At 67.6% G+C, this 25,080-nt stretch carries 31 protein-coding genes; 13 read left to right on the top strand and 18 right to left on the bottom strand.

Annotation, left to right across the window (positions count from 1 at the left end; genetic code table 11):
- Positions 1-41: 41 nt before the first annotated feature.
- Both greA and KHB019_RS04835 read right to left on the bottom strand, forming a co-directional pair.
- The gene (gene greA / locus KHB019_RS04840) at positions 42-530 is read right to left on the bottom strand and encodes a transcription elongation factor GreA (protein ID WP_230102072.1); all 489 of its coding nucleotides are present in this window, start codon (positions 528-530) and stop codon (positions 42-44) included.
- A 114-nt stretch (positions 531-644) separates the two neighbouring features.
- On the bottom strand, positions 645-1,031 hold the full coding sequence (locus KHB019_RS04835; RefSeq protein ID WP_230102073.1) for a DUF4307 domain-containing protein: 387 nt from the start codon (positions 1,029-1,031) through the stop codon (positions 645-647).
- A gap of 68 nt (positions 1,032-1,099) precedes the next feature.
- Between KHB019_RS04835 and KHB019_RS04830 the strand changes: the two genes are divergently transcribed.
- Positions 1,100-1,375 carry a hypothetical protein gene (locus tag KHB019_RS04830; RefSeq protein ID WP_230102074.1) on the top strand — a complete coding sequence of 92 codons (276 nt, stop codon included), beginning with the start codon at positions 1,100-1,102 and terminating at the stop codon, positions 1,373-1,375.
- 30 nt (positions 1,376-1,405) lie between these two features.
- On the opposite strand, the gene KHB019_RS04825 is transcribed toward KHB019_RS04830, so the two are convergent.
- The gene (locus tag KHB019_RS04825; RefSeq protein WP_230102075.1) at positions 1,406-1,879 is read right to left on the bottom strand and encodes an S-ribosylhomocysteine lyase; all 474 of its coding nucleotides are present in this window, start codon (positions 1,877-1,879) and stop codon (positions 1,406-1,408) included.
- 38 nt (positions 1,880-1,917) lie between these two features.
- Positions 1,918-2,646, bottom strand: a complete 729-nt coding sequence (trhA, locus tag KHB019_RS04820; protein WP_414684022.1) for a PAQR family membrane homeostasis protein TrhA — start codon at positions 2,644-2,646, stop codon at positions 1,918-1,920.
- A 100-nt stretch (positions 2,647-2,746) separates the two neighbouring features.
- Between trhA and KHB019_RS04815 the strand changes: the two genes are divergently transcribed.
- The 3 genes from KHB019_RS04815 to KHB019_RS04805 all read left to right on the top strand — a co-directional run bounded on the left by KHB019_RS04815 (position 2,747) and on the right by KHB019_RS04805 (position 6,276).
- Entirely contained in the window at positions 2,747-3,529 is a 783-nt protein-coding gene (locus KHB019_RS04815; RefSeq protein ID WP_325471286.1) for an isoprenyl transferase, read from the top strand.
- Between the two features lie 64 nt (positions 3,530-3,593).
- Entirely contained in the window at positions 3,594-4,712 is a 1,119-nt protein-coding gene (locus KHB019_RS04810) for an aminotransferase class V-fold PLP-dependent enzyme (protein WP_325471287.1), read from the top strand.
- 289 nt (positions 4,713-5,001) lie between these two features.
- A complete protein-coding gene (locus tag KHB019_RS04805) occupies positions 5,002-6,276 on the top strand; it encodes a PhoH family protein (RefSeq protein WP_325471538.1) in 1,275 nt (424 codons plus the stop codon).
- 97 nt (positions 6,277-6,373) lie between these two features.
- Here the strand turns inward: KHB019_RS04805 and KHB019_RS04800 are convergent, their stop codons facing one another.
- The 6 genes from KHB019_RS04800 to xseA all read right to left on the bottom strand — a co-directional run bounded on the left by KHB019_RS04800 (position 6,374) and on the right by xseA (position 11,800).
- Positions 6,374-6,640, bottom strand: a complete 267-nt coding sequence (locus tag KHB019_RS04800; RefSeq protein ID WP_230102078.1) for an endonuclease domain-containing protein — start codon at positions 6,638-6,640, stop codon at positions 6,374-6,376.
- Positions 6,641-7,416: 776 nt separating this feature from the next.
- Positions 7,417-8,838 carry a class II fumarate hydratase gene (locus KHB019_RS04795; RefSeq protein WP_337458188.1) on the bottom strand — a complete coding sequence of 474 codons (1,422 nt, stop codon included), beginning with the start codon at positions 8,836-8,838 and terminating at the stop codon, positions 7,417-7,419.
- A complete protein-coding gene (locus KHB019_RS04790; RefSeq protein WP_230102080.1) occupies positions 8,835-9,509 on the bottom strand; it encodes a carbonic anhydrase in 675 nt (224 codons plus the stop codon). The genes KHB019_RS04795 and KHB019_RS04790 overlap by 4 nt, the downstream gene beginning before the upstream one ends.
- A complete protein-coding gene (locus KHB019_RS04785) occupies positions 9,506-10,147 on the bottom strand; it encodes a DUF4245 family protein (RefSeq protein WP_337458187.1) in 642 nt (213 codons plus the stop codon). The genes KHB019_RS04790 and KHB019_RS04785 overlap by 4 nt, the downstream gene beginning before the upstream one ends.
- Positions 10,144-10,401, bottom strand: a complete 258-nt coding sequence (locus KHB019_RS04780; protein WP_230102082.1) for an exodeoxyribonuclease VII small subunit — start codon at positions 10,399-10,401, stop codon at positions 10,144-10,146. Before KHB019_RS04780 ends, KHB019_RS04785 begins: the two co-directional genes overlap by 4 nt.
- Before the next feature lie 121 nt (positions 10,402-10,522).
- Entirely contained in the window at positions 10,523-11,800 is a 1,278-nt protein-coding gene (gene xseA / locus KHB019_RS04775) for an exodeoxyribonuclease VII large subunit (protein ID WP_337458402.1), read from the bottom strand.
- Positions 11,801-11,910: 110 nt separating this feature from the next.
- Between xseA and KHB019_RS04770 the strand changes: the two genes are divergently transcribed.
- Complete coding sequence (locus KHB019_RS04770) at positions 11,911-12,948, top strand: 4-hydroxy-3-methylbut-2-enyl diphosphate reductase (protein WP_337458401.1); 1,038 nt, start codon at positions 11,911-11,913, stop codon at positions 12,946-12,948.
- Positions 12,945-13,493 carry a DUF6264 family protein gene (locus tag KHB019_RS04765; protein WP_230102085.1) on the top strand — a complete coding sequence of 183 codons (549 nt, stop codon included), beginning with the start codon at positions 12,945-12,947 and terminating at the stop codon, positions 13,491-13,493. Before KHB019_RS04770 ends, KHB019_RS04765 begins: the two co-directional genes overlap by 4 nt.
- 98 nt (positions 13,494-13,591) lie before the next feature.
- Here KHB019_RS04765 and fbaA read toward each other — a convergent pair whose 3' ends face one another.
- Positions 13,592-14,626 carry a class II fructose-bisphosphate aldolase gene (fbaA, locus tag KHB019_RS04760; RefSeq protein WP_337458400.1) on the bottom strand — a complete coding sequence of 345 codons (1,035 nt, stop codon included), beginning with the start codon at positions 14,624-14,626 and terminating at the stop codon, positions 13,592-13,594.
- 180 nt (positions 14,627-14,806) lie between these two features.
- Here fbaA and glpX point away from each other — a divergent pair, with 180 nt between their 5' ends.
- Together glpX and KHB019_RS04750 are read left to right on the top strand one after the other, a co-directional pair.
- Entirely contained in the window at positions 14,807-15,793 is a 987-nt protein-coding gene (gene glpX / locus KHB019_RS04755) for a class II fructose-bisphosphatase (RefSeq protein WP_230102087.1), read from the top strand.
- A 118-nt stretch (positions 15,794-15,911) separates the two neighbouring features.
- On the top strand, positions 15,912-16,205 hold the full coding sequence (locus KHB019_RS04750) for a hypothetical protein (protein WP_230102088.1): 294 nt from the start codon (positions 15,912-15,914) through the stop codon (positions 16,203-16,205).
- Here the strand turns inward: KHB019_RS04750 and rmuC are convergent.
- From rmuC to KHB019_RS04735, 3 genes are read right to left on the bottom strand one after another with little or no spacing between them, the layout of a single operon-like run.
- Positions 16,193-17,506: a DNA recombination protein RmuC gene (gene rmuC / locus KHB019_RS04745; protein WP_230102089.1), complete on the bottom strand. Its 1,314-nt coding sequence runs from the start codon at positions 17,504-17,506 to the stop codon at positions 16,193-16,195. The two genes, KHB019_RS04750 and rmuC, sit on opposite strands and share 13 nt — an antisense overlap.
- A 55-nt stretch (positions 17,507-17,561) precedes the next feature.
- The gene (locus KHB019_RS04740; protein ID WP_230102090.1) at positions 17,562-17,969 is read right to left on the bottom strand and encodes an ankyrin repeat domain-containing protein; all 408 of its coding nucleotides are present in this window, start codon (positions 17,967-17,969) and stop codon (positions 17,562-17,564) included.
- Positions 17,970-18,004: 35 nt separating this feature from the next.
- On the bottom strand, positions 18,005-18,598 hold the full coding sequence (locus KHB019_RS04735; RefSeq protein ID WP_337458186.1) for an exonuclease domain-containing protein: 594 nt from the start codon (positions 18,596-18,598) through the stop codon (positions 18,005-18,007).
- 59 nt (positions 18,599-18,657) lie between these two features.
- On the opposite strand from KHB019_RS04735, the gene KHB019_RS04730 reads away from it, so the two are divergent.
- From KHB019_RS04730 to ychF, 3 genes are read left to right on the top strand one after another with little or no spacing between them, the layout of a single operon-like run.
- Complete coding sequence (locus KHB019_RS04730) at positions 18,658-19,398, top strand: class I SAM-dependent methyltransferase (RefSeq protein ID WP_337458185.1); 741 nt, start codon at positions 18,658-18,660, stop codon at positions 19,396-19,398.
- A 37-nt stretch (positions 19,399-19,435) separates the two neighbouring features.
- A complete protein-coding gene (locus tag KHB019_RS04725) occupies positions 19,436-20,095 on the top strand; it encodes a Type 1 glutamine amidotransferase-like domain-containing protein (RefSeq protein WP_337458184.1) in 660 nt (219 codons plus the stop codon).
- Positions 20,096-20,119: 24 nt separating this feature from the next.
- Positions 20,120-21,193 (top strand): redox-regulated ATPase YchF, encoded by a 1,074-nt coding sequence (ychF, locus tag KHB019_RS04720; RefSeq protein ID WP_337458183.1) that lies wholly within the window; start codon positions 20,120-20,122, stop codon positions 21,191-21,193.
- A gap of 18 nt (positions 21,194-21,211) precedes the next feature.
- Here ychF and KHB019_RS04715 read toward each other — a convergent pair whose 3' ends face one another.
- Genes KHB019_RS04715 through KHB019_RS04705 form a run of 3 tightly spaced genes read right to left on the bottom strand, consistent with a single transcriptional unit; the run spans position 21,212 to position 23,058 of the window.
- Positions 21,212-21,568: a YciI family protein gene (locus KHB019_RS04715; RefSeq protein WP_337458182.1), complete on the bottom strand. Its 357-nt coding sequence runs from the start codon at positions 21,566-21,568 to the stop codon at positions 21,212-21,214.
- Positions 21,565-22,830 carry an RNA polymerase sigma factor gene (locus KHB019_RS04710; RefSeq protein WP_337458181.1) on the bottom strand — a complete coding sequence of 422 codons (1,266 nt, stop codon included), beginning with the start codon at positions 22,828-22,830 and terminating at the stop codon, positions 21,565-21,567. Before KHB019_RS04710 ends, KHB019_RS04715 begins: the two co-directional genes overlap by 4 nt.
- 42 nt (positions 22,831-22,872) lie before the next feature.
- Entirely contained in the window at positions 22,873-23,058 is a 186-nt protein-coding gene (locus KHB019_RS04705) for a hypothetical protein (protein ID WP_337458180.1), read from the bottom strand.
- 262 nt (positions 23,059-23,320) lie between these two features.
- On the opposite strand from KHB019_RS04705, the gene KHB019_RS04700 reads away from it, so the two are divergent.
- Complete coding sequence (locus tag KHB019_RS04700) at positions 23,321-23,878, top strand: dihydrofolate reductase family protein (protein WP_337458179.1); 558 nt, start codon at positions 23,321-23,323, stop codon at positions 23,876-23,878.
- Positions 23,879-23,905: 27 nt separating this feature from the next.
- Here KHB019_RS04700 and arfB read toward each other — a convergent pair whose 3' ends face one another.
- Positions 23,906-24,349, bottom strand: a complete 444-nt coding sequence (gene arfB, locus KHB019_RS04695; RefSeq protein WP_230102099.1) for an alternative ribosome rescue aminoacyl-tRNA hydrolase ArfB — start codon at positions 24,347-24,349, stop codon at positions 23,906-23,908.
- A gap of 149 nt (positions 24,350-24,498) precedes the next feature.
- Between arfB and KHB019_RS04690 the strand changes: the two genes are divergently transcribed.
- Complete coding sequence (locus KHB019_RS04690; RefSeq protein WP_230102100.1) at positions 24,499-25,071, top strand: alpha/beta fold hydrolase; 573 nt, start codon at positions 24,499-24,501, stop codon at positions 25,069-25,071.
- The last annotated feature ends 9 nt before the right edge of the window (positions 25,072-25,080 follow it).

Raw genomic sequence — 25,080 nt, 5'->3', positions numbered from 1 at the left:
GCCCCTCCGCACGGAGGGGCCATTCGGAGTTTCGGAGCCCGTCAGCCGGAGTACGTCTCGACGCCGGTGACCTCGACCGAGATCGACTTGCCGCTGGGCGCCTCGTACGACGTCTTCTCGCCGATCTTGAGCCCGAGAATGGCCTGGCCGAGCGGACTCGCCTCGCTGTAGACATCGAGGTCGGTGCCGCCGGCGATCTCGCGGCTGCCGAGCAGGAACTGCTCCTCGCCGCCCGCGACGAGCGCGGTGACGACGGTTCCCGGTTCGACGATGCCGCGACTGGCCGGAGCCTCTCCGACCTTGGCGGTCTTCAGGAGCTGCTCGAGCGTGCGGATGCGCGCCTCCTGCTTGCCCTGCTCGTCCTTCGCGGCGTGATAGCCGCCGTTCTCCTTGAGGTCGCCTTCTTCACGGGCCGCTTCGATGCGCTTGGCGATCTCATCGCGACCGACGGTGGAGAGGTGCTCGAGCTCGGCGACGAGCCGATCGTAGGCTTCCTGCGTGAGGAACGGGACCTGAGCGTCTGTGGACACAGCGTGCTCCTTCATCGAACGCCCTTCAGGGCGAGTGTGCTGACCGCCGTCTCCGGCGGAGGGGATATGCCAAGACGCCCCGGCGAATGGGCCAGGGCGTCGTCTCAGAGGATTCTATGCGACCCAGCAGGCGTTCACCAAACCTGTGGTGGCCTCCGAGACGGTGGGGACCGTCGTGCTCAGTTGCTGCAGATGGCCCTCGGATGCCGGGATCTCGACGATCTTCCAGCCGACGATGCCGAACTCCTCATCGAGCGCCTCGACCGCGCATGCGACGTCCTTGCCCTGTCCGCCGGTGACCTGGAACCGCACTGTGACGCTGTGCTCATCGGTGACTTCGAATCCGAGGTCGTCGGTGTCCACGGAGTTCATCGACTGGGCGAGCGTCATCCATGCGAAGGCTCCGACGATGGCGATGACGACGATGATGCCGATCACCCAGGGGAGCCGCCCGCGGCGAGTGCGCCCGTATCGCTCGTCGAGCTCGAGTGCGGTCGTCACGGCGCGGGCCTTTCGGTCGTTAGGCTTGAGATTCCAGGTTACGCGACCTGAGATCGAGAGGCTGACAGATGATGGTGGACTTCGGAGCGGTGCTCGCTGGTGCCGTGTTCTCCCAGACAGGGACCCCGATGCCGACGCCGTCGATGACGGTCGACCCGAACTCGGTCACCCCTGGCCCCGCGGGCTTCGCGGTCATCGTGATCGTCGTGATCGCCGTCGCGCTGCTGATCTGGGACATGAACCGCCGAGTCCGCCGGGTCCGCTACCGCGCCGAGGTGCGCGAGGAGCTGGACGCTGAGGAGGCCGCGGCGAAGGAGGAGGACGAGCAGAACCCGCCGTCCTGATCGGGCCGCGGACTTCGGCGACTCAGGGCGTCAGACGCCGATGCGCTCGAACGGATCCGAGCTGATGCCCTGCTCGAGAATGCGCTTCGACCACTCGCGCGCGCTGTGCAGGCTGTGGTCGCGGTAGTTCCCGCATTCGACCGCGCTGACCGCGGGAACCTGGTCCCACGTGATCTCTTCCGCAATGGCGGTGAGACTGCCGGTGACGGCATCCACGATCTGAGGAACCTGCGGCTCGCCCCAGGTGATCAAGTGGAAGCCTGTGCGGCATCCGAACGGCGAGATGTCGATGATGCCGTCCATGCGGTCGCGCATGAGGCTCGCGAGCAGATGCTCGATCGTGTGCAGGCCGGCCGTGGGGATCTCGCCCTCGTTCGGCTGGACGAAGCGGACGTCGAAGTTGGAGATCGCGTCGCCCTTCGGTCCGTGTTCGACGCCGATCAGACGCACGTACGGGGCGAGGACAGCGGTGTGGTCGAGCGTGAAGCTCTCGACGTCGGCCATTTCTTCTCCTTGGGGCTGGATGGTTCGAGTCCGGATGCTCAGCCGGGAAGGCCGAGCGAGGGGGAGTACGGGGCGAGGGAGATCAGCAGGCAGGCCGTCCAGTGGCACAGGAACGCCAGCACGGTGCACAGATGGAAGATCTCGTGGAAACCGAAGTGCCCGGGCCACGGGTTGGGCTTCTTGAGCGCATAGGCGACGGCGCCGAGCGTGTACAGGACGCCGCCGACGCAGACCAGCACCATCATGGCGACATTGGCCTGCACGAGGTCGGCCATGTACATCACGGCGGCCCAGCCGAGGGCGAGGTACAGCGCGACGTACAGCCATCGCGGTGCATTGATCCAGAACACCCGGAACAGGATCCCGAGGATCGCGCCGCCCCACACCACGCAGAGCAGCAGCACGCCCTTCTCGGGGATCAGTGCGTTGACCGCCAGCGGCGTGTAGGTGCCCGCGATCAGCAGCAGGATGTTCGCGTGATCTATCCGCTTGAGGATCAGTTTGGTCTTCGGCTTCCAGTCGATCCGGTGATAGAGCGCCGAGTTGCCGAACAGCAGCAGAGAACTCACCATGAACACGACGGCCGCCCACTTCGCCGGGGCGCCCTGCGCAAGAACGATGAGCACGATCCCCGCCGCGATCGCGACGGGGAAGGTCCCGGCGTGCAGCCATCCACGCCAGGTCGGCTTGATCTCGGCATCGGCTGCCGCTGCTTTCAGCAGCGGAAGCTCGGGCACGGGGACGGCGTCAGTCTCGGGAGTACTCACGTGCTTACTCTAAATCGCCGCTCATGCCTCGAACCACACATATCGGCGATCCACAGCACCATCACACGGGCCGCAGGAGTCCTCGCGATAGCGTAGGCACGTGAATCCACGCACGAGCGAGGGCAGGGGCCCGCTGTACCGGCTCTACAGCAGCCGTCTACGGCGTCAGCTCGAGAGGGCGTCCGTGCCGCACCACGTCGCGATGATGATCGACGGCAATCGGCGCTGGGCCAGGCAGCTGGGCTTCGACTCGGCCGCCGACGGGCATCGCGCCGGAGCGGCGAAGATGCGCGAGTTCCTCGGCTGGTGCGATGAGATCGGCGTCCGCGTGGTCTCGCTCTACCTGCTCTCCAGCGACAACCTCCGAAAGCGCGACTCGAAGGAGATCGAAGACCTCATCGAGATCATCGCCGAGCTCGCCGAGTCGTTGTCTCAGCAGGCGGGCTGGCGCGTGAAGCACGTCGGTCGCTCCGACATCCTCCCCGATGAGCTCGCCAGAGTGCTGCACGACGCAGAGGAGCGCACCCGAGGGAACGCCGGACTGCACGTGAACCTCGCCGTCGGATACGGCGGACGCAACGAGATCGTGGATGCGGTGCGCTCGATCATCGCCGAGCACGACGCCTCAGGCGGCACCCTCGAGGACCTCGCAGCCCACCTCACGCCCGAGATGATCGGCGAGCACCTCTACACCGGCGGGCAGCCCGATCCCGATCTCGTCATCCGCACGAGCGGCGAGCAGCGGCTGAGCGATTTCCTGCTCTGGCAGAGCGCGCACAGCGAGTTCTACTTCGTGGAGGCGCTCGGACCGGATCTGCGCGAGGTCGACTTCCTGCGCGCCATCCGGGACTTCGCCGACCGCGATCGCCGATTCGGGCGCTGACCCCGGGAAGGACCGGGCCCCACTACCCATACCTGCCGGAGAGCTCCCATGGGAGACTCATCGAGTGAGCACATTCGACGACTATCTCGCCACGTTCGACGGCGACCCCGGCTACCTCGACTGGGCAGCCTTCGGGCCGATCTCGCCGACCGTGCGCGCCGAGGTGTTCGCCGACGCCGATCTGCTCGGCAGCGGACGACCGTCATCGCGCTCACTGGTCGCCGAGCGTCTCGATGAGGCGCGTGTCCTCGCGGCCGAACTGCTCGGTGTCGATTCCGAGACGGTGACGCTGCAGCCGTCGTCGTCGCACGGCCTCATGCACGCCCTGTTCGGCCTCTCCGGAACCGTGATCGCCTCGACCGCAGAGTTTCCGAGCGTCACGATGACGCTCGAGCGTGCTGCGCAGCTGTCGGCCGGTGGCCTCGTGCCGCGCTGGATCATGCCGGAGGACGGATTCGTCACGGTGGATGCCGTCGCCGAAGCGCTCGATGACGACGTCACAGCCCTCGTGGTGAGCCACGTGGACTTCCGAACCGGCTACCGGACCGATCTCGCCGGGCTGCGTGACGTCCTCGGGCCCGATCGGCTCCTGATCGTCGACGCCGTGCAGTCGTTCGGCGTCGTGGACGACGACTACGCAGCTGCGGACGTCGTGGTCGGCCATGGCTACAAGTGGCTGCGCGCCGCGCGGGGAACCGGCTTCGCATCCTTCTCGGCTCAGGCGCGCGAGCGCATCGAACCCGTGCTGTCCGGGCTCGCCGGGGTGGATGGCGGGCTCCCCATCGACGAGCTGCCCGCGCCAGCGGCATCCGCTCGGGCGTTCATCGTCAACGGGCCGGACCAGCTCGCGGTCGCGCGCCTCGCGATCGGGCTCCGCGATGTGCGCGACGCCGGTGTGGCGGAGATCGAGGAGACCATCCGCGGGCGGATCGACACGATCTTCGAGATCGCCCACCGTCACGGCATCCCGGTTCTCACACCGCGGGACCGCGAGCGTCGCGCCGGCATCGTCACGCTCGCCCCGGAGGCTCCTGCCGCGGTCTCGGCGGCACTGACGAACGAGGGGATCGTCGCGACGACGCGCGGCACGACGGTGCGTGTGGCCGCCCACGCCGGCACGAGCGACGACACTCTGCGCATGCTCGACGACGCGCTCCGGACCGTCGTCGCGCCCGGCGTCTGACCCGCGCGCAGAGTTAATCTCGGCTTAACCGACGCTTCGGGCGTGTCGTATGTCGTGATCGGCGACCCGGTCGTACGTTCAAGGCATCGGACATGGTGTCCGGTCGAGTCGGCCTTAAGGTACGCGACTCGTGGCCCCAGGTCGACTCGTGGCATAGCCGGGAAACATCCCGGGTCGGGAGTGGGTCGTGACCACACGTACAGCACAGCAGTCCACCCGTCAGGCCTCGCGCCGGTCGTCCTCGGACAGGTCGTCTTCGGACGCCCAGGATCAGGACCTCCGCACATATGTGCTCGACACGTCGGTGCTGCTGTCGGATCCCCAGGCGCTGTTCCGCTTCGCAGAGCACTCGATCGTCCTTCCGGTCGTGGTGATCACGGAGCTCGAGGGCAAGCGCCACGATCCGGAGATCGGCTATTTCGCCAGGCAGGCGCTGCGTCATCTCGACGAGCTGCGCATCGAGCACGGACGGCTCGACTTCCCCGTGCCGGTCGGCGAGGGGGGAACCCTCCGTGTCGAGTTGAACAACACGGACGCGAGTGCGCTGCCCAGCGGCATCCGCCTGGCCGACAACGACAGTCGCATCCTCGCCGTCGCCATGAATCTCGCGCAGGACGGGCAGGACGTCACGATCGTCTCGAAGGACCTGCCGATGCGTGTGAAGGCGGCGTCGCTGGGGCTCATCGCGGAGGAGTACCTCGCCGAGCAGGCCGTTGACTCCGGGTGGACCGGAATCGCCCCGCTCGACCTGTCGGGCGACGAGATCAGCGACCTGTACGAGAGCGAAGTCGGAATCAGCGAAGACGCCAGAGGACTGCCGGTGAACACCGGTCTCATCATCCACTCCGAACGGGGTTCGGCGCTCGGCCGGATGACCGGCGAAGGCGAGTACCGACTGGTTCGCGGTGACCGGGAACTGTTCGGCATGCATGGCCGCTCGGCTGAGCAGCGCATCGCGATCGACCTGCTGCTGGATCCGGAGGTCGGAATCGTCTCACTCGGCGGCCGCGCCGGAACGGGCAAGTCGGCGCTCGCGCTGTGCGCCGGTCTCGAGGCGGTGCTGGAGCGGCAGCAGCAGAAGAAGATCATCGTCTTCCGCCCCCTGTTCGCCGTCGGCGGGCAGGAACTCGGCTACCTGCCCGGAGACCAGAACGAGAAGATGGGTCCCTGGGGCCAGGCAGTGTTCGACACGCTCGGCTCTGTGGTCTCCGGCAACGTGATGGACGAGGTCGTAGAACGGGGGCTGCTCGAGGTGCTGCCGCTCACGCACATCCGCGGACGCTCGCTGCACGACGCCTTCGTGATCGTCGACGAGGCGCAGTCGCTGGAGCGCAACGTGCTGCTGACCGTGCTCAGCCGCATGGGGCAGAACTCGCGCGTCGTGCTCACCCACGACGTCGGGCAGCGCGACAACCTGCGTGTCGGCCGCCACGACGGCATCGCCTCGGTGATCGAGACCCTGAAGGGACATGAGCTGTTCGGGCACGTGACCCTGATGCGCTCAGAGCGTTCGGCGATCGCGGCGCTCGTCACGGACCTGCTGGAGGGCGGCGAGCTCAGCTGAGCCCGCCACCCCGACAGTTCGGGGGTCGAGAACACGGATGTCGGACTGATCGGGGGAGATCGTCCGACATCCGTCGTTTGCACCCCCGAAGTGTCAGTCACGCGTGCTCGCGGAGGCGCGCAAGCGCCCCGACCACGGCCTGTTGCACGCTCGGCCAGTCGTGGATGACCTGGGCATAGTCGAAGTGGAGAGTCTCGTAACCGAGTGCGGATGCCGCGGCATCGCGTGTCAGATCCTTGTGGCGCATCGATTGCCCCTCATGGTTCTCCCGCCCATCGACCTCGATGATCAGCCGGCCACCCACGACGAAGTCCACCCGGCCGACGCGATCGATGTGTACCTGACATGCGAGCACGATTCCCATCAGATGAAGCCGCAAGCGGAGGAGGGATTCGAGACCGCTGCCGGCATCTGGCCGTGCTAAATCGACCAGCCATCGAGCGGATGCCGGCAGAGCCGACCGTACGCGTGATCGAGCCGATCTCGAGAGACGACCGAGCTGCCAGGCTGATTCGAACGAAGCGAAGAACGACTCGGCTCCCTCGCAGCGATAAAGATGCACGAGAGCGTCTTCCACTGCGGCGAGGCCGAGGGGAGGGGTTCCTCGGAAGAAGTGACTCACACAGACGCACTGAGGATGAACGTGCACGCGGCCGCGCTGACCGACCCACACGTGTGGTGCTCCTGCTGCGGACAAGACCCACACTCCGTGATGGCGCAGCGCTGCGGAGCAGGTCAAGGCTCCGCCGTGCCATACGGCCGTCACGAGCGCAGGCCTCGCGTCCCAAGATGCGAAAGTTCCTGGGCGGACTCGCTGTATTTCGCCGTTGCCGACAGCGGCCGCAAGCTGATGTCGTGTCACGCCGAACTTCTGAAGTGTGACTCCACGGCTGATGCCGCCCAGGCGCGAGAGCAGTGTCGCTGGATCGAACATGCTGCCACCTTGACGGGTGCCGGCCCGGCCTGATGGCGTGGGATCCACTATCGGTGGACGACTCCTCTGCCCGGCATCCTGTGCAGGGCAAGTCGCGGGCGACAGAACGGGGCCGAAACGACGAATGTCGGACCGATTCCGAAGAATCGTCCGACATCCGTGCAAGTGGCCCCCAACGTGTCGCGGGGGGCGTTGGCCGCCCGGGCTCAGCCCGGGTGCGTCATGCTGAGGAGGTCGAGCTTCTCGTCGAGCAGCTCGAGCGTGATCTCGCCGCGCTCGACGTAGCCGAGGTCGATTACGGCGTCGCGCACCGTGATGCCCTTGGCGACCGAGTGCTTGGCGATCTTCGCCGCTGCCTCGTAGCCGATGACCTTGTTCAGCGGGGTGACGATCGACGGGCTCATACCCGCGAACGCGGCGGCGCGCTCCGTGTTCGCCTCGAGGCCGTCGACGGTCTTGTCGGCCAGCACACGCGAGGCGTTGGCCAGCAGGCGGATCGACTCGAGCAGCGCGGTGCCCATGACAGGGATCGCGACATTCAGCTCGAAGGAACCGGATGCTCCGGCCCATGCCACGGTCGCATCGTTGCCGATGACCCGTGCGCAGACCATGAGCACGGCCTCGGGCACGACGGGGTTCACCTTGCCGGGCATGATCGACGAACCGGGCTGCAGGTCGGGGATGTGCAGCTCACCGAGGCCGGTGTTCGGGCCGGAGCCCATCCAGCGCAGGTCGTTGTTGATCTTCGTCAGCGAGACGGCGATCGTGCGCAGCGCCCCAGAGGTCTCGACCAGGCCGTCGCGGTTGGCCTGCGCCTCGAAGTGATCCTTCGCCTCGGTGATCGGCAGCTCTGTCTCGGCGGCGAGCAGCTCGATGACCTTCTGCGGGAAGCCGAGCGGGGTGTTGATGCCGGTGCCGACGGCCGTGCCGCCGAGCGGAACCTCGGCCACGCGGGGGAGCGCGGACTGCACGCGCTCGATGCCCAGGCGCACCTGGCGGGCGTAGCCGCCGAACTCCTGGCCGAGAGTGACGGGCGTGGCATCCATCAGGTGGGTGCGACCGGACTTGACCGAGTCCTTCCACAGCTCGGCTTTCGCCTCGAGGGCGACGGCGAGGTGGTCGAGCGATGGGATCAGCGTGTCGATCAGCGCCTGCGTGACGGCGATGTGCACGGACGTCGGGAACACGTCGTTCGACGACTGCGATGCGTTCACGTGGTCGTTCGGATGCACGGCGGAGCCGAGGATGCCGGTGGCCAGAGTCGCCAGCACCTCGTTCATGTTCATGTTCGACGAGGTGCCGGAGCCGGTCTGATAGGTGTCGACGGGGAACTCGCCGTCGTGGCGACCGGCAGCGACCTCATCGGCGGCCCGAGCGATCGCGTCGGCGATGGCGCCGTCGAGCGTGCCGAGATCCTTGTTGGCGAGGGCAGCGGCCTTCTTGATGCGCGCGAGCGCGGCGATCTGAGCGGACTCCAGTCCCTTGCCCGAGATCGGGAAGTTCTCCACGGCGCGCTGCGTCTGCGCGCCGTACAGCGCGTTCACGGGCACTCGCACTTCGCCCATCGTGTCGTGTTCGATGCGGTAGCCCTGCGATTCTTCGCCGCTGCGCTGGTGTGATTCGGTCACTTCGATCCCTCCTGGTTTTCGAGGTCGCCGGTTGACCCCGTGTCGATTCCAACAGTGATGACGGGCACGGCCGTGCCCTCGGCAAGACGGTAGTTCGCGCCCACGATGCCCAGGCGTCCTTCGGCGACGGCCTCGCTGATCAGTTCGGACGACTGCAGCAGGTTCGCGACGGTGTTGCGCAGATGCTCGCGCCCGACCTGCTCGGCGTCGATCTCGGCGGGGGTCGACCCGCCGTTCGCCGCCAGGACCTTGCGAGCGGCGGGGATGATCGGGGCGATCAGCTTCCAGATGTGCGGGGGGAGCGGAGCGGCGTCGATCGCGGTCCCGTCGATCGCGGCGCGTACGGCGCCGCAGGAGTCGTGCGCGAGGACCACGATGAGCGGCACCTGGAGGATCTCGACGGCGTACTCGAGACTGCCGACGATCGACTCGCCGATGACCTGTCCGGCGTTGCGCACGACGAAGAGGTCGCCGAGGCCCTTGTCGAAGATGATCTCGGCTGCGAGGCGCGAGTCCGAGCATCCGAACAGGGTCGCTACGGGATGCTGCTCGTTCGCGAGGTCGTGACGTCGCTCGACGTTCTGATTCGGATGCCGCGGCTCACCGGCCACGAATCGGCGGTTGCCGTCCAGCATCTCCTGCCAGGCGGCGGTCGGGGTGAGCGTTGTCATTCTGCCTCCGAAACGGTGCGGATCTGCGGGACGAGGGATTCGGCGAACTCCGCGGTCGAGTCAGCCGAACGGGCCCCGTACAGCAGCACGTAGTCGTCGCCGGCCTGGGTGCCGACGGCGTAACTGACGTTGTTCTCGGTCTTGCCGGCGAGGGAGTAGACGTCCCACTCGAGCCCGCCGATCCGGGTCGTGTCGGTGGGAGCCGAACCGTTCAGGACCTGCGGCGCCCACGAGGCGTCGGCGTCGAACGCCTGAGCGACCGTGATGAAGCCGCGCTCGTTCTCCGCGGCCGGGGCCAGGGCGACCTTCCAGACGTTGATCGCCCCACCCTCGAGGCTGGCGGCGTTCACACGCCAGAAGTCACCCTGATCCGGGATGATGACCGGGCGCTGCATGGTCGACTCGACATCGGCCGCGATGCGGTCGACGTCGATCTCGTGCTCCGTCGCCGGCTGGCCGCGCGGCACGCCGAAGATGATGATGGCGACCACGGCGAGCGTGATGATGAGGGCCGCGATGAGATTGCGGAACGACTGGCTCGCCCGGTAGTTCCTGCTGAACTCCGCCTTGCGCGCAGCGGTTTCGGCCGGAGTCTCCGGACGTCCGAGCTCCGCGACGATCGGAGGCTGCTTGCTCATGACTCGTCCTCGGCTGATGCGGAGTCGGCGCCGGATGCCTCTGGCCGCGTCGCTTCGAGGCGGCGCTTCGCGCCCAGCAGCCACTCCTCGCAGCGCGCAGCGAGGGCCTCGCCGCGTTCCCACAGGGCGAGCGAGTGCTCGAGGGTCGGCGCGCCCTGTTCGAGCTCGGCGACGACACGGACGAGCTCATCACGGGCGGCCTCGAACGACAGGGTCTCCACGGGGGTGGCGTTCGGCGCAGTCACGCCTTCCATCCTACGACGGGGCCGCCGCCGCGCTTTCGCCACTGAGAATCGCCCTGCGCGCCGAGAATGCTGCTGGCAGCGGCCGTTTCGGCATGCAAAGCAATTCTCGGGCGGCCGGTCGGATGCCGCGTCAGTCGGCTTCGGCGATCTCGCCGTCCGACCGCGCAGCGAGCGAGCCTCGATCGACCGTGATGGTCAGCGCAGTGCCGGCCGGAGCGTCTGCCGCATCCCGCAGAATCACGCCGCCGTCGAGGTGGGCGATCGCGTAGCCGCGGGCGAGCGTCGCCGCCGGCGACAGCGCGCGCAGCGAGGCGCGCAGCTCGGACGTCTTGCGGGCCGCCGAGTCGAGCTGACGGGCGACGCTGTCGCGGCCGCGTGACAGCAGCAGCCACAGCTCCTGCGCCCGGTCTTCGATGATCGGGTCGGGTGAACGCAGCACCGGCCTCGACCGCAGCTGCTCGAGCTGCGCGATGTCGTGACTCACCCGCTGCGTGAGACGCGACGTGGCACGAGCGCGCAGCTGGCCGATGAGTGCGCGCTGCTCTCCGACGTCTGGGACGACGCGTTCGGCGGCATCCGTCGGCGTCGAAGCGCGCAGGTCGGCGACATCGTCGAGGATCGGGTGGTCGTTCTCGTGTCCGATGGCCGAGACGATCGGGGTGGATGCCGCGGCCACCGCCCGCACGAGGCGTTCATCGCTGAACCCCAGCAGCGTCTGCGGATCGCCACCGCCTCTGGCGATGATGATGACGTCGACGTCAGGATCGGCGTCCAGCGCTGCCAGCGCTGCGAGGGTCTCCGGCACACAGCGGTCGCCCTGCACCGCGGCGTACCGCGTGCGGAAGCGCACCTGCGGCCACCGGAGCTCGGCATTGCGGTGAACGTCCTTCTCGGCATCCGATCGCTCGCCGGTGATCAGGCCGATGACATGGGGGAGGAAGGGCAGCTGCTTCTTGCGCGCCGCATCGAACAGCCCCTCCTGGCGCAGCTGGGATCGAAGCCTCTCGAGCCGTTCGAGCTGATCACCGAGTCCGACGTGCTTCATGCTCGAGACGGTGAAGCTGAAGTCACCCGCCTTGACGAAGTAGTCCGCCTTGACCGCCGCGACGACGTGGTCGCCGACGCCGATGTCCGCCGGAATGCGACCGCGAACGCTCGACCATACGCGGATCGAGATCTGCGCGTCGGACTGGGTGTCCTTGAGCCGCCCGAACACGTTCCCGCCGCGGATGTTCCAGGAGGTGATCTCACCCTCGACCCAGACGGTATTCCATCGCGCGATGAAGTCGCGGATGGTGCCGTTCAGACGTGCCACGGAGGTGGGGGCATCCGCCGTCGAATCACGCGGCGCGACGGCGTCGGCCGGCGGCGTCTGACCGTTCACGTGAGATGCCTCGAAGACCGTCATCGGGTCCTTTCCGTCTGCTCGCACCTGAATCGTCGTCCAGGCCCCTCCATGGCGTCCCTCGGTAGACTCGAGGTGTGAGCCAGGCCACCGTACATCTTCCCGTTCCCCGCATCCCTCGGTCGCGGGCGACGCGGCTTCAGAATAACCCGGTCGACGGACACAAGCGCGTCCTGCTCGCAGCCCCGCGAGGCTACTGCGCCGGTGTGGACCGTGCCGTCGTCGCCGTCGAGAAGGCTCTGGAGCGCTACGGTGCACCGGTGTACGTGCGCAAGCAGATCGTGCACAACATCCATGTCGTCACCGAGCTCGAGGCGCAGGGTGCGATCTTCGTCGAAGAGGTCGACGAGGTGCCGGAGGGCGCCCACGTCGTGTTCAGCGCGCACGGCGTCTCGCCCGCCGTCGTGAACGCGGCATCCGACCGAGGGCTGCACGCGATCGACGCGACCTGCCCCCTGGTCACGAAGGTGCACCGCGAGGCTGTGCGATTCGCCCGCGATGACTTCGAGATCCTGCTGATCGGCCACGACGGCCACGAAGAGGTCGAAGGAACCGCCGGCCACGCGCCCGAGCGGGTCACGATCGTGAACTCGCCGGAAGAGGCCGACACCGTGCAGGTGAAGGATCCGTCGAAGGTCGTCTGGCTGTCGCAGACCACGCTGTCCGTCGACGAGACCATGGAGACGGTCAACCGCCTGCGCACTCGCTTCCCCGAGCTGCACAATCCGCCGTCCGACGACATCTGCTACGCCACCCAGAACCGCCAGGTCGCGATCAAGAAGGTCGCGAAGGATGCCGACCTCGTCATCGTCGTCGGATCGGCGAACTCGTCGAACTCGGTCCGCCTGGTCGAGGTCGCGCTGGAGTACGGCGCCAAGGCCGCCTATCGCGTCGACTACGCCGAGGAGGTCAAGCAGGAGTGGCTCGACGGCGTCGAGACGGTCGGCGTGACCAGCGGCGCCTCTGTGCCGGAGGTGCTCGTCAAGGAAGTGCTCGAGACGCTCAGCACCGCCGGATACGCGGATGTCGAAGAGGTCCGGACCGCGGAGGAGGACCTGATGTTCTCCCTGCCCAAGGAGCTGCGCCAGGATCTCGCAGGTCAGCGGGACGCGCGCGGGCCGGGCGGACGCACGAAGACCGCTACGTCATGACCGATCGCCCGCAGTACGGCGAGTACGCGACACCGGAGGAGCAGCGGCGGCTCGCCGGCCTGCCGCCGGTGGATGCTGCGCCGGAGGATGCTGCGCCGGAGGCGGCTGTGGCCACGGCGTCCGGACCCGCCGACGCCGTTCCCACAGGGGCCGCATCAGCGGCCAAGCCGGCGGCGCGTCCGTGGGATCGTGTCATCACGATCGCGCTCCTCGCCTACGGCATCGTGAACGTCTTCATGACGGGGATGTCGTACCTCGACCTCCCGACGGTCATGAACCAGAGCATGAACATCCTCGGGATCGATGGGGAGTTCACGAACTTCGACCAGGCCAAGATCTGGGGCACGACCGCGGCGATCGTGCTCGTCATCGGCTGGGTCATCACGGCGTGGCTGTCGATGCGGCGTCTTCGGCGGGGCAGGCTCACCTGGTGGATTCCGCTGGTCGGCGCGGCCGTGACCATGATCGTGGCGTCGATCTGCATCAGCGTTCCGATGATGAGCGACCCGGCCTTCATCGCCTACCTGGACGGGTCGACGCGCTAGTTGAGCGCGCCATCCGGCTTCGAAACGACAAAACCACGCCGGGACCACGTCGAATCGACGTGGTCCCGGCGTGGTTTTGCGGGTTCGCGGTGCGTGCGTCAGCTCTGGGACTGGCCGTGCGAGCCGAGCTGGCGCGTTGACTCCGCGACGCGGGCCGCCATCGCCGACTCGGCGACCTTGCCCCAGGCGCGCGGGTCGTACTGCTTCTTGTTGCCGACCTCGCCGTCGACCTTCAGGACGCCGTCGTAGTTCTTGAACATGTAGTCGGCGATCGCACGCGTGTAGGCGTACTGGGTGTCGGTGTCGATGTTCATCTTGATGACGCCGTTGGCGACCGCGGTCGCGATCTCCTCGTCGGTCGAGCCCGAGCCGCCGTGGAAGACGAGGTCGAGGGGCTTGGGACCGGTGCCGTACTTCGCGGCGACCTGCTCCTGGATGTCGCCGAGCAGCTCGGGGCGCAGCTTCACGCCACCCGGCTTGTACACGCCGTGCACGTTGCCGAAGGTGAGGGCTGCGATGTAGCGGCCCTGCTCACCAAGACCCAGCGCCTGAACGGCCTGGTCGACGTCGGCGAAGGTCGTGTAGAGCGCGTCGTTCGAACCCTCGTGCTGGACGCCGTCCTCTTCGCCACCGACGACGCCGATCTCGACCTCGAGGATGGCGTTGATCGCCTTGATGCGGGGGAGCAGGTCCTTCGCGATCTCGATGTTCTCGTTCAGCGGCACGGCCGACCCGTCCCACATGTGCGACTGGAAGATCGGGTTGCGTCCGGCCTTGACCTCTTCCTCGGATGCCGCGATGAGCGGCTCGACGAAACCGGCGAGGGCGTCCTTCGGGCAGTGGTCGGTGTGCAGCGCGACGGTGACGGGGTAGTTCTTGGCGACCTCGGTGGCGTAGCGGGCGAAGGCGAGGGCGCCGGTCGCGCGTGCCTTGACCGTGTGGCCGGCGAAGTAGTCCGCACCGCCGGTGGTCACCTGGATGATGCCGTCGGAGCCGGCTTCGGTCAGGCCCTGCAGGACGGCATTGATGGTCTGCGAGCTGGAGACATTGAACGCGGGATACGCGAAACCACCGGCCTTCGCGCGGTCGAGCATCTCTGCGTACTGTTCCGGAGTGGCGACGGGCATGAAAATCTCCTGCGATAGATGAGACCGGGACAGTGCTCACTCTATCGCTGGCGATCGATGGCTGCCGTCGGCGGCGATCGCTCCCGAGAGTGCTGGTCTTCCCGGATGTTAAGAATGACGATTCCTTCATCGGTTTCGGCCCGAAACTGCCCGTTCTCTCGCTATCGTGCTGGCTAGGCTGGCCCCATGGTGAGTCTGACGGCCGATATGAGCCCACTGCGTCCCGACCGCAACCTCGCGCTGGAGCTCGTGCGCGCAACCGAGGCAGCGTCGATCCGCGCCGTGCCGTTCATCGGTCGGGGGAACAAGGAGGCGGCAGACGGCGCGGCCGTCGACGCCATGCGCGCGTTCCTCGGCACCGTGAACTTCCAGGGCAGAGTCGTCATCGGCGAGGGCGAGAAGGACAACGCCCCGATGCTCTTCAACGGCGAGGTCGTCGGCTCAGGGCGCGGCCCCGAGTGCGACATCGCCGTCGACCCGATCGACGGCACCTCGCTCACCGCCGCCGGACGGCAGAACGCGCTGTCCGTGATCGCGGTGTCGGATCGCGGAACGATGCTCGACGCCTCCAGCGTCTTCTACATGGACAAGCTCGTCACCGGGCCGGCCGGAGTCGGCGTGGTCGACATCCGCCTGCCGATCGGTGAGAACATCCGTCTGCTCTCGAAGGCGCTCGACAAGCCCATCGACGAGATCGTCGTATCGGTGCTGAACCGTCCCCGCCACGAGAGGCTCATCGAAGAGATCCGCGAGGCCGGAGCCGGCACGCGCCTCATGAGCGACGGCGACGTCGCCGGAGGCATCAACGCGGCGCGCCACGGGGCGCGCACCGACATGTGCGTCGGCGTCGGCGGAAGCCCGGAGGGCATCGTGACCGCCTGCGCGATCAAGGCGCTCGGCGGTCATATCCAGGGGCGCCTCTGGCCGCGCGATGACGAGGAACGCCAGCGCGGCGTCGACGCCGGGCTCCAGATGGACTACGTGTACGAAGCCGATGAACTGGTCAAGGGCGACAACACGCTGTTCGTCGCCACCGGTGTCACGGACGGACAGCTCGTCGCCGGTGTGCGCCGCGAGGGAAACTACGTCTACACCGAGTCCGTCGTGCTTCGCGGGGCATCTGGGACGCTCCGCCGCATCTCGTCGGAGCACCTCGTCTCGAAGTGGCTCTGACGTCGGAGCCGGTCGCTGCACGCGGCTCCTGAGAGCGGCTCCCGCGCTTCTCAGGCTTACCTGGCAGAATGGGAGTCGTCGTCGAGCTCAACGGCGACGGCCTCCAGGAGGGTGAGAGATGACCACGGGAACGACGGGAAGCGGCGACAAGCCGGCACCGGTGAAGATGGTCACCACCAACACAGGTCGCATCCTTCGGATCTCGCCAGAGGACGAGGCCGCCCGCGCAGCCGCTGCGGCAGCCGCCACGACCGCGCCCCCGAACATGGATCCCGCACGCCGCACCGACGTGCTGTTCCGCGTCCGCCGTGCCGAAGGGCATGAACTCAGCCCGTGGTGGATGGTCGGCGCATTCGTCGTGAGCTCGGGCCTTGTGATCGCCCTGCTCAGCTGGGTTCCCTACAGCGCCTGATCCCTGCTTACATCCTCGTCAGCCAGTCGGTGCCGCACCGGCCCGAGATCCGCCTCGATCTCGACGATCGGTTGATCTGCTGCCGGCCCGCCGCCGTCGCGTGCGTCGCCGGTCAGTTCAGGGGCGGTGAACTTGCGCGGGCTGCTGGTGATGACCGGTGGCGCAGCCTCCAGCGATGATGCATCGATCCCGGGGAACTGCCGCGCCGTCACGAGCACCCGCGTCTCCAGCGAACCGGCGAAGCGGTTGTAGCTGTCCACCGTGCGCTCGAGCGCCCGCCGGAGGTCGTCGGCGTGGCCGGCGAGTGTTCCGAGCCGGTCGAACAGCTGCGTGCCGAGCGCGAGCAGGGTGCGGGCCTCGGTCGACACCTCCTGCTGGGTCCAGGTGTAGGCGACGGTCTTCAGCACCGCCCAGAGGTTGACCGGTGACGCCAGAGCCACGCGCTTGCCGAAAGCGTAGTCGAGCAGCGCAGGGTCCTCATCGATGGCCGCGGCCAGCAGTGACTCGCTCGGGAGGAAGCAGATGACGAACTCGGGGCTCGCGTCGAGCCCTGACCAGTACGCCTTCTTCGCCAGCGCGTCCACGTGCGCCCGGACGGCCTTCACATGCTTCTGCATGTGCGCACGGCGCTGCGCCTCGTGCCCGTCGCCGCCCGGCAGCGCCGTCGCCTCGAGATACGCGTCGAGGGGGACCTTGGCATCCACGGCGATCGAGGTGCCGCCCGGGAGACGCACGACCATGTCTGGTCGCCCCTGCCCTCGGTCGGACGAGATCGTCGACTGCAGATCGAAGTCGACGTGCCTGGTGAGGCCCGCGGCCTCGACGACGCGCCGCAGCTGGGTCTCACCCCACACGCCCCTCGTCGATGTCGAACGCAGTGCTCCCGCGAGCGACTCGGTCGTGGCCCGCAGCGCCTCATCCGACTCCTGAGCCCTGCGCAGCTGCTCGGCCAGCGAGCCGAATTGCGCATGCCGCTCCTGTTCGAGTGAGGCGACCTTGCTCTGCATCTGCTGCAGCGACTCTCGCACAGGGGCGAGTGCCGTGAGCACGGCGTTCTGCTGCTGCACCCGGTCTGCCTCGGCCCGCTGCTGCGTGCGGGCGTGCTCGACGGCATCCCGGTACAGGTCGTACTGCCGGTCGCGGTCATCCCGAGCGGCGGAGAGCTCTGCCTGAGCACGCGCGAGGTCGGTTGCAGCCGACGACAGCTGCGTCGACGACCGAGCTGCGCGCGCGTACCACCCGATGGCGGCGCCGGCGGCGAGAGCCGCGACGGCCAGGAGAACGATTAGCGGAGCATCCATACCGCCATGATGCCGACGGCCACCGACATTACGGCGCCGACGCCCCGAGCGGCGTTCAGCGCGCGGCGTGCTCCTCGAGGATCGCGCGCATGTCGGACAGCCCGAACTGGTCGGCGATCGCAAGCGCGGAGAGGGCCCCTGCGGTCTGATCCGCGCCGGCGTCCAGCAGCATCCGAAGGAGCGTCTCGTTCTTGCGGAACACAGCGCACGAGATCGCGGTCTGGCCGTTGTCGTTCACGGCATCCAGGGCTGCGCCCCGTCGGATCAGGTCCGCGACCGTGTGCGCCTCTTCGGCATAGGTCGCGACGATGAGGAACGTGTCGCCGCGCGGATTCCGCAGATCGATCGGCACACCCGCGTCGATCATCTCGCCGAGCGGTCCGGTGCGGCCCTGGCGCGCGAGGTCGAAGGTGCCCTCGATGACCTCGAGGCTGACGGGGGAGTCTCCGGAAGGATTCGTCATGCACTCATTCTGGCGTGACGGGCGTGCGAATGCGCTCAGGCCGCGCGATCCTGAGCGACGGGCGCCGGAGCATCCGTCACCCGCAGGCTCAGCGCCTTCGCGAGCGCGTGCACGTCAGCGGCGCCGACTCGTCGCGCGGAGTCGATGACGATCTCGGCGCATGCGCGGGCATCCGCGAGGGCGTCGTGATGCGAGAAATCGGCGAACCCGGCTGCGGCAGCGGCCTTCGGCAGCCGGTACGAATCGAGGTCGTACACCTTGCGTGCGACCTGCAGACTGCACAGCGAACGGTACGGAGGGCAGTCGAGTGCGGTGACCTCGGAGGCGGTGCGCAGCACCTTCAGGTCGAACCCGGCGTTGTGCGCCACGAGCACGTCGGCGCCGGCGAAGCCGCACAGCCGATCGAACTGCTCGGGCCAGGTCGCGGCGTCCTCGACATCCTGCGGACGGATGCCGTGGATCTTGACGTTCCACTCCTGGAAATCGTCGTGCCCTGCCGGCGGGCGGATCAGCCATCCGGCTGTGGCGACCACCTGGCCGTCGCGCACCCGCACGAGACCGACGGAGCAGGCGGATGCGGAACTGGAGTTGGCGGTCTCGAAGTCGATCGCGGTGAAGTCCAGGGGCACCTGTTCACCTTCTCGCCGCTCGCGACGCGGACGACGCAGGCTCGCCGTAGGCTGGCGACATGAGCGATGAGCGGGCGACCTCATTCGGTGTCGCAGCAGGCGACTACGAGGCCTCGCGGCCGGACTATCCGTTCGAGGCCGTGGCCTGGATGCTCGAGAATCTGCCGATCGGATCGAGTCGCGTCGCCGATGTCGGCGCCGGCACGGGCAAGCTGACCCGCGTGCTCGCGGATGCTCCGGGTTCCGAGGTGATCGCGATAGATCCGGATGCCGAGATGCTCGCGAAACTGCGCGAGAGCGTCCCCGGTGTCCCGACGTTTCTCGGTAAGGCGGAGAAGCTGTCCCTCCCGGACGCCAGCCTGGACGCCGTGGTGCTCGGCCAGGCGTGGCACTGGGTGGATCCGGTCGCAGCTTCAGCCGAGATCGGCAGAGCGGTTCGCTCCGGTGGCACCCTCGGGCTGATCTGGAATCTGCGCGACGACAGCGTGGAGTGGGTGATGCGGCTGACCGAGATCATGCGCACGTCGCCGGCGGCGGGCATGTTCGAGGGCGACGGCCCGACCGTCGCGGCACCTTTCGCCGAGCTCGAGGCGAACGACTGGCGGTGGGTGCGCCCGATGACACGTGCTCGATTGCACCGGATGGCGGACTCCCGGAGCTTCTTCATCACGGCATCCGAATCGGTCCGGCGCAGCATCCACGACGACATGGACGCGCTCTTCGACGAGCTGGGCGTGCACGGCGACGCCACCATCGACCTGCCGTACGTGACGCGCGCCTTCCGCGCAGTGCGGGACTGACACCCCTCTCGGCTCAGCGCGGTCGTACCCTGACGGAATGAGACTTCTGCTCACCTCAGGCGGGGTGACGAACCCCAGCATCCGTACGGCTCTGGTCGAGATGCTCGGCAAGCCCATCGAAGCGTCATCGGCCCTGTACATCCCGACCGCTCAGTACGGGCATCCGATGTGCACGCCGGACATCACCTTCCGGTCGCTCGCCGGTCCGCAGTCGATGACGGCACTCGGTTGGGCATCGGTCGGTGTGCTCGAGCTCACGGCGCTGCCTTCCATGGCGGGGGAGCGGTGGATCCCCTGGGTGGAGTCGGCCGACGCCCTGCTCGTTGACGGCGGCGATGCGACCTATCTCGCGCATTGGATCCGCCGGTCGGGACTTCTGAAGCTGTTCCCTCGCCTCGAACGAACAGTATGGGTGGGAGTCAGCGCCGGGAGCATGGTGATGACGCCGCGCATCGGCGAGGAGTTCGAGCAGTGGACGTCGCCCGAGGAGGGCGAGGGCGCACTCGGCCTCGTGGACTTCTCGATCTTCCCGCACCTCGATTACCCGACGTTCCCCGAGAACACATTGGCGCATGCCGAGAAGTGGGCGGAGCACATCGACGGGCCCGCATACGCGATCGACGACCAGACGGCGATCCGTGTCGTCGGCAGCGACGTCGACCTGATCTCCGAAGGTCACTGGAAGCGGTTGGAGTAGCGGCCGACGGTAGACTGGACCCCCGTGGCCCTAACTATCGGAATCGTCGGCCTGCCCAACGTCGGCAAGTCCACCCTCTTCAACGCGCTGACCAAGAACGACGTGCTCGCGGCGAACTATCCGTTCGCGACGATCGAGCCCAACGTCGGCGTCGTGAACCTTCCTGACTCGCGACTCGACACGCTCGCCGGGATCTTCGGCAGCGAGCGGATTCTGCCTGCGACCGTGTCCTTCGTCGACATCGCCGGCATCGTGCGCGGAGCGAGTGAGGGCGAGGGGCTCGGCAACCAGTTCCTCGCGAACATCCGTGAAGCGGATGCCATCGCCCAGGTCGTGCGCGGCTTCGATGATGACGACGTGGTGCACGTGGACGGCGCGATCAACCCGAAGGGCGACCTCGAGACGATCAACGCCGAGCTCATGCTCGCCGACCTGCAGACCGTCGAGAAGGCCATCCCCCGGTTCGAGAAGGAAGTCCGCGGCAAGAAGCTCGACCCGTCGGTCCTCGAGGCAGCGAACGCCGCGAAGGATGCACTGGAGCGCGGCCAGCTGCTCTCGGTCAGCGGCATCGACCTCGCACCGATCAAGGAGCTGGGCCTGCTCACCTCGAAGCCGGTCATCTTCGTCTTCAACGTCGATGAGAGCGTGCTGACGGATGCTGCGCGCAAGGCCGAGCTCCAAGCCCTGGTCGCGCCGGCGAAGGCGATCTTCCTCGACGCGAAGATCGAGTCCGAGCTCATCGACCTCGACCCCGAGGACGCGGCCGAGCTGCTGGCATCCACCGGTCAGGACGAGTCCGGACTCGACCAGCTGGCCCGCATCGGCTTCGACACCCTGGGCCTGCAGACCTACCTGACCGCCGGTCCGAAGGAGTCCCGCGCCTGGACGATCCCACGCGGCGCGAAGGCTCCGCAGGCCGCCGGCGTCATCCACACCGACTTCGAGAAGGGCTTCATCAAGGCCGAGGTCATCTCGTTCGATGACCTCGTCGAGACGGGTTCGGTCGTCGAGGCGCGCGCCAAGGGCAAGGCACGCCTGGAGGGCAAGGACTACGTGATGCAGGACGGCGACGTGGTGGAGTTCCGCTTCAACGTCTAGCGTCATTCTTGTCGCCGGTCACTCCTGATCCCACGGCAGCCTCACCTGCGGCAGGATGTAGATGCGGCCGAGGGTCGCGACCGGATGCTTCGTCATGTACTCGGCGGCCTCGTCGATCGAATCGGCGGTGATGAGGTCGTAGCCGGCGAACCACTCCTTGAACTCTGGGAACGGGCCGTCGGTGATCAGGGGTCGGCCGTCACGGACGACGACGGACTTCGCCTGCTCGGGACCCGCGACGGGTGCCCCCTCGCCGAGACGTCCCGCCGCTTCGCCCTCGGCAGCCCAGCGTTCGAGCATCGCCTGGTCCTCGGCCCGGGTCAGATCGGTGCCGGTGGGGTCGGACATGTGGATGACGAGGTACTTGCCGCTCATGAGAGTTCTCCATTCGATGGTGCGAGCTGATTTCGTCGGCGGATGAGGTGAGCAGTCTCGGCGGTGTTCCCGGCCAGATCGATTGCGCGGTCATAGGCCGCTCGGGCGTCGGCGGAGCGGCCGGTCGCGCGCAGCAGTTCCGCACGGGTGACGTGGAAGGCGTGGTGACCGTCGAGCTTGTCGGCGAGTCGATCGATGATTGCGAGAGCGAGGTCGGGTGAGTCGTGCTCGGAGAGCGCGATGGCCTTGTTGAGGGTGACGAGTGGACTCGGGTCGATCTCCTCGAGCCGGGAGTAGAGGCTCGCGATGCGCGCCCAGTCGGTGTCACGCGGATGCGGGGCGATGACGTGGGCGGCATTGATCTCCGCGAGCAGCCGGTACCTGCCGAAGGGCTCATCAGCATCCCGTGATCCGAGCAATTGCAGCCCCTCAGCGATCAGCTCTCGGTCCCAGGACCCACGATCCTGCTCATCGAGCCGCACCAGCTCACCGTCGACCGAGACGCGGGCCTGAGAGCGGGCGTCGGTGAGCAGCATCAATGCGAGCAGACCGACCACCTCGGCATCGTCAGGACGGAGTCCATGTGCGAGCCGGGTGAGTCGGATCCCCTCGGCGGTCAGTTCGCGCCGGATCGCAGGCGTGTCGGGGCCGGAAGCGAGGTATCCCTCGTTGAAGGCGAGATACAGCACAACGAGGACGGCATCGATGCGCGCGGGGAGATCCTCCGCCGCGGGGATCGCGAAGGGGATGCCGGCCGCCTTGAGCTTCGCTTTGGCCCGGCTGATCCGCTGACCCATGGTCGCGTCCTGCACGAGGAACGCGTGGGCGATCTCGGCGACGGTGAGCCCGCCGACGATCCTCAAGGTCAGCGCGACGCGCGCGTCGAGCGAGAGCGCCGGATGGCAGCAGATGAACAGCAGCCGAAGCCGATCATCCTCGATGGCGCCGGTCGGGGCGGAGGGTTCCGGATCATGCAGCCGCAGCGCCTCCCAATGCTTCTCGTCTCGACGCGCCTCCCGTCGGAGCCGATCGATCGCCCTGCGATTCGCTGTCGTGGTCACCCACCCGGCAGGGTTCGGCGGTATGCCGTGTGCCGGCCAATGCTCGACGGCGGTCGCGAACGCCTCCGCGGTCATCTCCTCGGCCAGGTCGAGATCTCCGAACCGCCGCGTGAGTCCCGCGACGATCCGCGCCCACTCCTCGCGATGCGTGCGCGTGATCACCGTCGCGACATCCCGAGTGTCGTCCCGGGGCTCCGGCATGGTCATCATCTCCTCGCTGCATCTGCTCTCCGAGCGGGCCGTTCAGCTTGCGAGAGTCTTCCGGAAAATCCTTCGGATCGGTGTGCGATCGGAAGACTTTCGCAGCGGCCCCTCGGCCTTGGCGGCTGCCTTGCGTTCAGCGGCAACGCGACGCCGCTCCGCCTCGACCACGGCCCGCTGGATCTCGGCCTGGAGGTAGGTGATCGTCAACATCGGATCGATATACATGGAGGAGGCCCTTCCTGATCGGGCCGAAATCGTTGCATCCCGGCTATCAGGACCACGAACGGGCGCGGCTCATTTCGACACCGGCTTGACGGGTTGTGCCGCGCGGCGGCGCACACCCCTAACGCACAGATGGCCGGTGTCGCTCACGCTTGCGACAGCCCACTCGCCAAACGGGCGGGACTGGAGTTCGAATGCGTGCGTGACGGCGATGAGCAGCCGTCGACCGATGACGTCCAGACGCCCGGCGGCCTAGAATCACCGCATGAGTGCTCTGACTTTCAGCATGAACGTCACCCTGGACGGCTGCGTCGATCACCGCGAGGGGATCGCCGACGACGAGACGCACGCCTACTTCACCAGCCTCATGGATGAGTCCGGCGCGATGCTGTGGGGCCGCACCACCTACGAGATGATGGAGAGCTCCTGGCCGCAGATCGCCCGCGGCGAGGTCGATGCACCGTTGGCGTTGCGCGAGTGGGCGCTCAAGCTCGAGGCCAAGCCGAAGTACGTCGTGTCGACGACTCGAAGTGACTTCCCCTGGACCAACAGCCACCACCTTGCCGGCGAGCTGAGCGCGACGGTGCGAGGACTCAAGGAACGAACGCCTGAAGGAGTGCTCGTCGGCAGCGGCAGGCTGGCGGCGGAGCTCGACCGGTTGGACCTCATCGACGAGTACAAGTTCCTCGTGCACCCGATGATCGCAGGTCACGGCCCGAGGCTTCACGAGGGCGGGCTGCCGGCGACGCGCCGTCTCGCTCTGGTCTCAGCCGAGCCGCTCAGCAACGGTGCCGTCGCAATGCACTACCGACGGGCTGCTTGACGCCAAGACCGCAGAGAACAACGCGAGTCAGTCGGACGAACCAGGTCGCTTGCGCCCCGCCTTCGTCTCCGCGCGGCGCCGTTTGCCCTCGAGCCGCCGTCGTCGGGATCCGCCGGTCGGTCTTGTCGATCGTCGTGCGACGGCGGGTGCGACGGCCTCACGAAGAAGATCCGAGAGTCGCTCTCTCGCAGCCAGGCGGTTCTGGCGCTGCGAACGGTGCTCGGCGGCGGTGATCGTGAGCACTGTTCCCACGAGGCGTCCTCCGAGCCGGGAGATGACGCGCGTCCGCTGGATGTCGTCCAATGCCGTCGTGCTGCCCAGATCGATGCTCAGCTGCACGCGCGAATCGGTCGTGTTGACTCCCTGACCTCCAGGGCCGGACGCACGGGTGAACTGTTCGATCAGTTCGACATCCGGAATGCGGAGACCGTGCGGCGCGCCCGGGCCCGGCGGCACGCGCAGATCATCCATGGAACCAGTCTGCCGCACAGGTCTGATCGATACAGGCCCGATCCGCACTGGCCCGATCCGCACTGGCCCGATCCGCGCTCGTCGGCGACCGCGCGCCGACATCTAGACTGGTGGCGGAAGAACCGTCGTACTCAGGAGGCCCGACCACCGTGACTCAGCAGAGCATCTTCGAGCCGGAAGGCCGTGCCGTGCCGTTCGTCGTCGAGGGGGAGGGGCCCGTCTCCCTCGTCCTCGTGACGGTGCGCGACCTCGAAAGCGATGGTCTCGGCGTCGTCGCGCACTATCTCGCCGAGGAGGCCGGCTTCCACGTCGTCCGCGTCGGCCTGCAGGCCGAAGGTGCGGAACCCGCTGCCGCCGCCGAGCAGATCGATGACGTCCTCGCGCTGATCGACGATCTCGGCCTGGACGACACGTGGATCGGTGGCCATGGTTTCGGCGGCACCGTCGCACGCGCGTTCGCCGCCACGCACACCGACCGCGTCAACGGGTTGCTGCTGCTCGGCGCTGAAGACGACGACGCCCCGCTCGCCCCCGCCATCCCCGTCCTCATCGTGCAGGGATCGGAAGACACCGTCACTCCGCCGACGAACGGCGAGCGACTCCAGGCGACCGCCCCTGAGCGGGCCAGTGTGAAGAACCTCGAGGGCGCGGATCACTTCTTCCCGGTGACGCACCCGATCGAGACGGCCGTCATCATCGAGGAGTATCTCGACTGGGACTGACCCGGCCCC

This window comes from Microbacterium sp. KHB019 (genome assembly GCF_037285405.1).
GTDB lineage: Bacteria > Actinomycetota > Actinomycetes > Actinomycetales > Microbacteriaceae > Microbacterium.
Note: the sequence above shows the minus strand (reverse complement) of the source record. Positions and strands in the feature narration are given on the sequence as shown.

Excerpts from the sequence above, each read along its gene's own strand:
- KHB019_RS04830 (WP_230102074.1), top strand. The coding sequence starts at position 1,100 with ATGATGGTGGACTTCGGAGCGGTGCTCGCTGGTGCCGTGTTCTCCCAG.
- KHB019_RS04825 (WP_230102075.1), bottom strand. The coding sequence starts at position 1,879 with ATGGCCGACGTCGAGAGCTTCACGCTCGACCACACCGCTGTCCTCGCC.
- KHB019_RS04800 (WP_230102078.1), bottom strand. The coding sequence starts at position 6,640 with ATGGGAATCGTGCTCGCATGTCAGGTACACATCGATCGCGTCGGCCGG.
- KHB019_RS04790 (WP_230102080.1), bottom strand. The coding sequence starts at position 9,509 with ATGACAACGCTCACCCCGACCGCCGCCTGGCAGGAGATGCTGGACGGC.
- KHB019_RS04785 (WP_337458187.1), bottom strand. The coding sequence starts at position 10,147 with ATGAGCAAGCAGCCTCCGATCGTCGCGGAGCTCGGACGTCCGGAGACT.
- KHB019_RS04780 (WP_230102082.1), bottom strand. The coding sequence starts at position 10,401 with ATGGAAGGCGTGACTGCGCCGAACGCCACCCCCGTGGAGACCCTGTCG.
- xseA (WP_337458402.1), bottom strand. The coding sequence starts at position 11,800 with ATGACGGTCTTCGAGGCATCTCACGTGAACGGTCAGACGCCGCCGGCC.
- KHB019_RS04765 (WP_230102085.1), top strand. The coding sequence starts at position 12,945 with ATGACCGATCGCCCGCAGTACGGCGAGTACGCGACACCGGAGGAGCAG.
- glpX (WP_230102087.1), top strand. The coding sequence starts at position 14,807 with ATGGTGAGTCTGACGGCCGATATGAGCCCACTGCGTCCCGACCGCAAC.
- KHB019_RS04750 (WP_230102088.1), top strand. The coding sequence starts at position 15,912 with ATGACCACGGGAACGACGGGAAGCGGCGACAAGCCGGCACCGGTGAAG.
- rmuC (WP_230102089.1), bottom strand. The coding sequence starts at position 17,506 with ATGGATGCTCCGCTAATCGTTCTCCTGGCCGTCGCGGCTCTCGCCGCC.
- KHB019_RS04740 (WP_230102090.1), bottom strand. The coding sequence starts at position 17,969 with ATGACGAATCCTTCCGGAGACTCCCCCGTCAGCCTCGAGGTCATCGAG.
- KHB019_RS04730 (WP_337458185.1), top strand. The coding sequence starts at position 18,658 with ATGAGCGATGAGCGGGCGACCTCATTCGGTGTCGCAGCAGGCGACTAC.
- KHB019_RS04725 (WP_337458184.1), top strand. The coding sequence starts at position 19,436 with ATGAGACTTCTGCTCACCTCAGGCGGGGTGACGAACCCCAGCATCCGT.
- KHB019_RS04715 (WP_337458182.1), bottom strand. The coding sequence starts at position 21,568 with ATGAGCGGCAAGTACCTCGTCATCCACATGTCCGACCCCACCGGCACC.
- KHB019_RS04710 (WP_337458181.1), bottom strand. The coding sequence starts at position 22,830 with ATGCCGGAGCCCCGGGACGACACTCGGGATGTCGCGACGGTGATCACG.
- KHB019_RS04705 (WP_337458180.1), bottom strand. The coding sequence starts at position 23,058 with ATGTATATCGATCCGATGTTGACGATCACCTACCTCCAGGCCGAGATC.
- KHB019_RS04700 (WP_337458179.1), top strand. The coding sequence starts at position 23,321 with ATGAGTGCTCTGACTTTCAGCATGAACGTCACCCTGGACGGCTGCGTC.
- arfB (WP_230102099.1), bottom strand. The coding sequence starts at position 24,349 with ATGGATGATCTGCGCGTGCCGCCGGGCCCGGGCGCGCCGCACGGTCTC.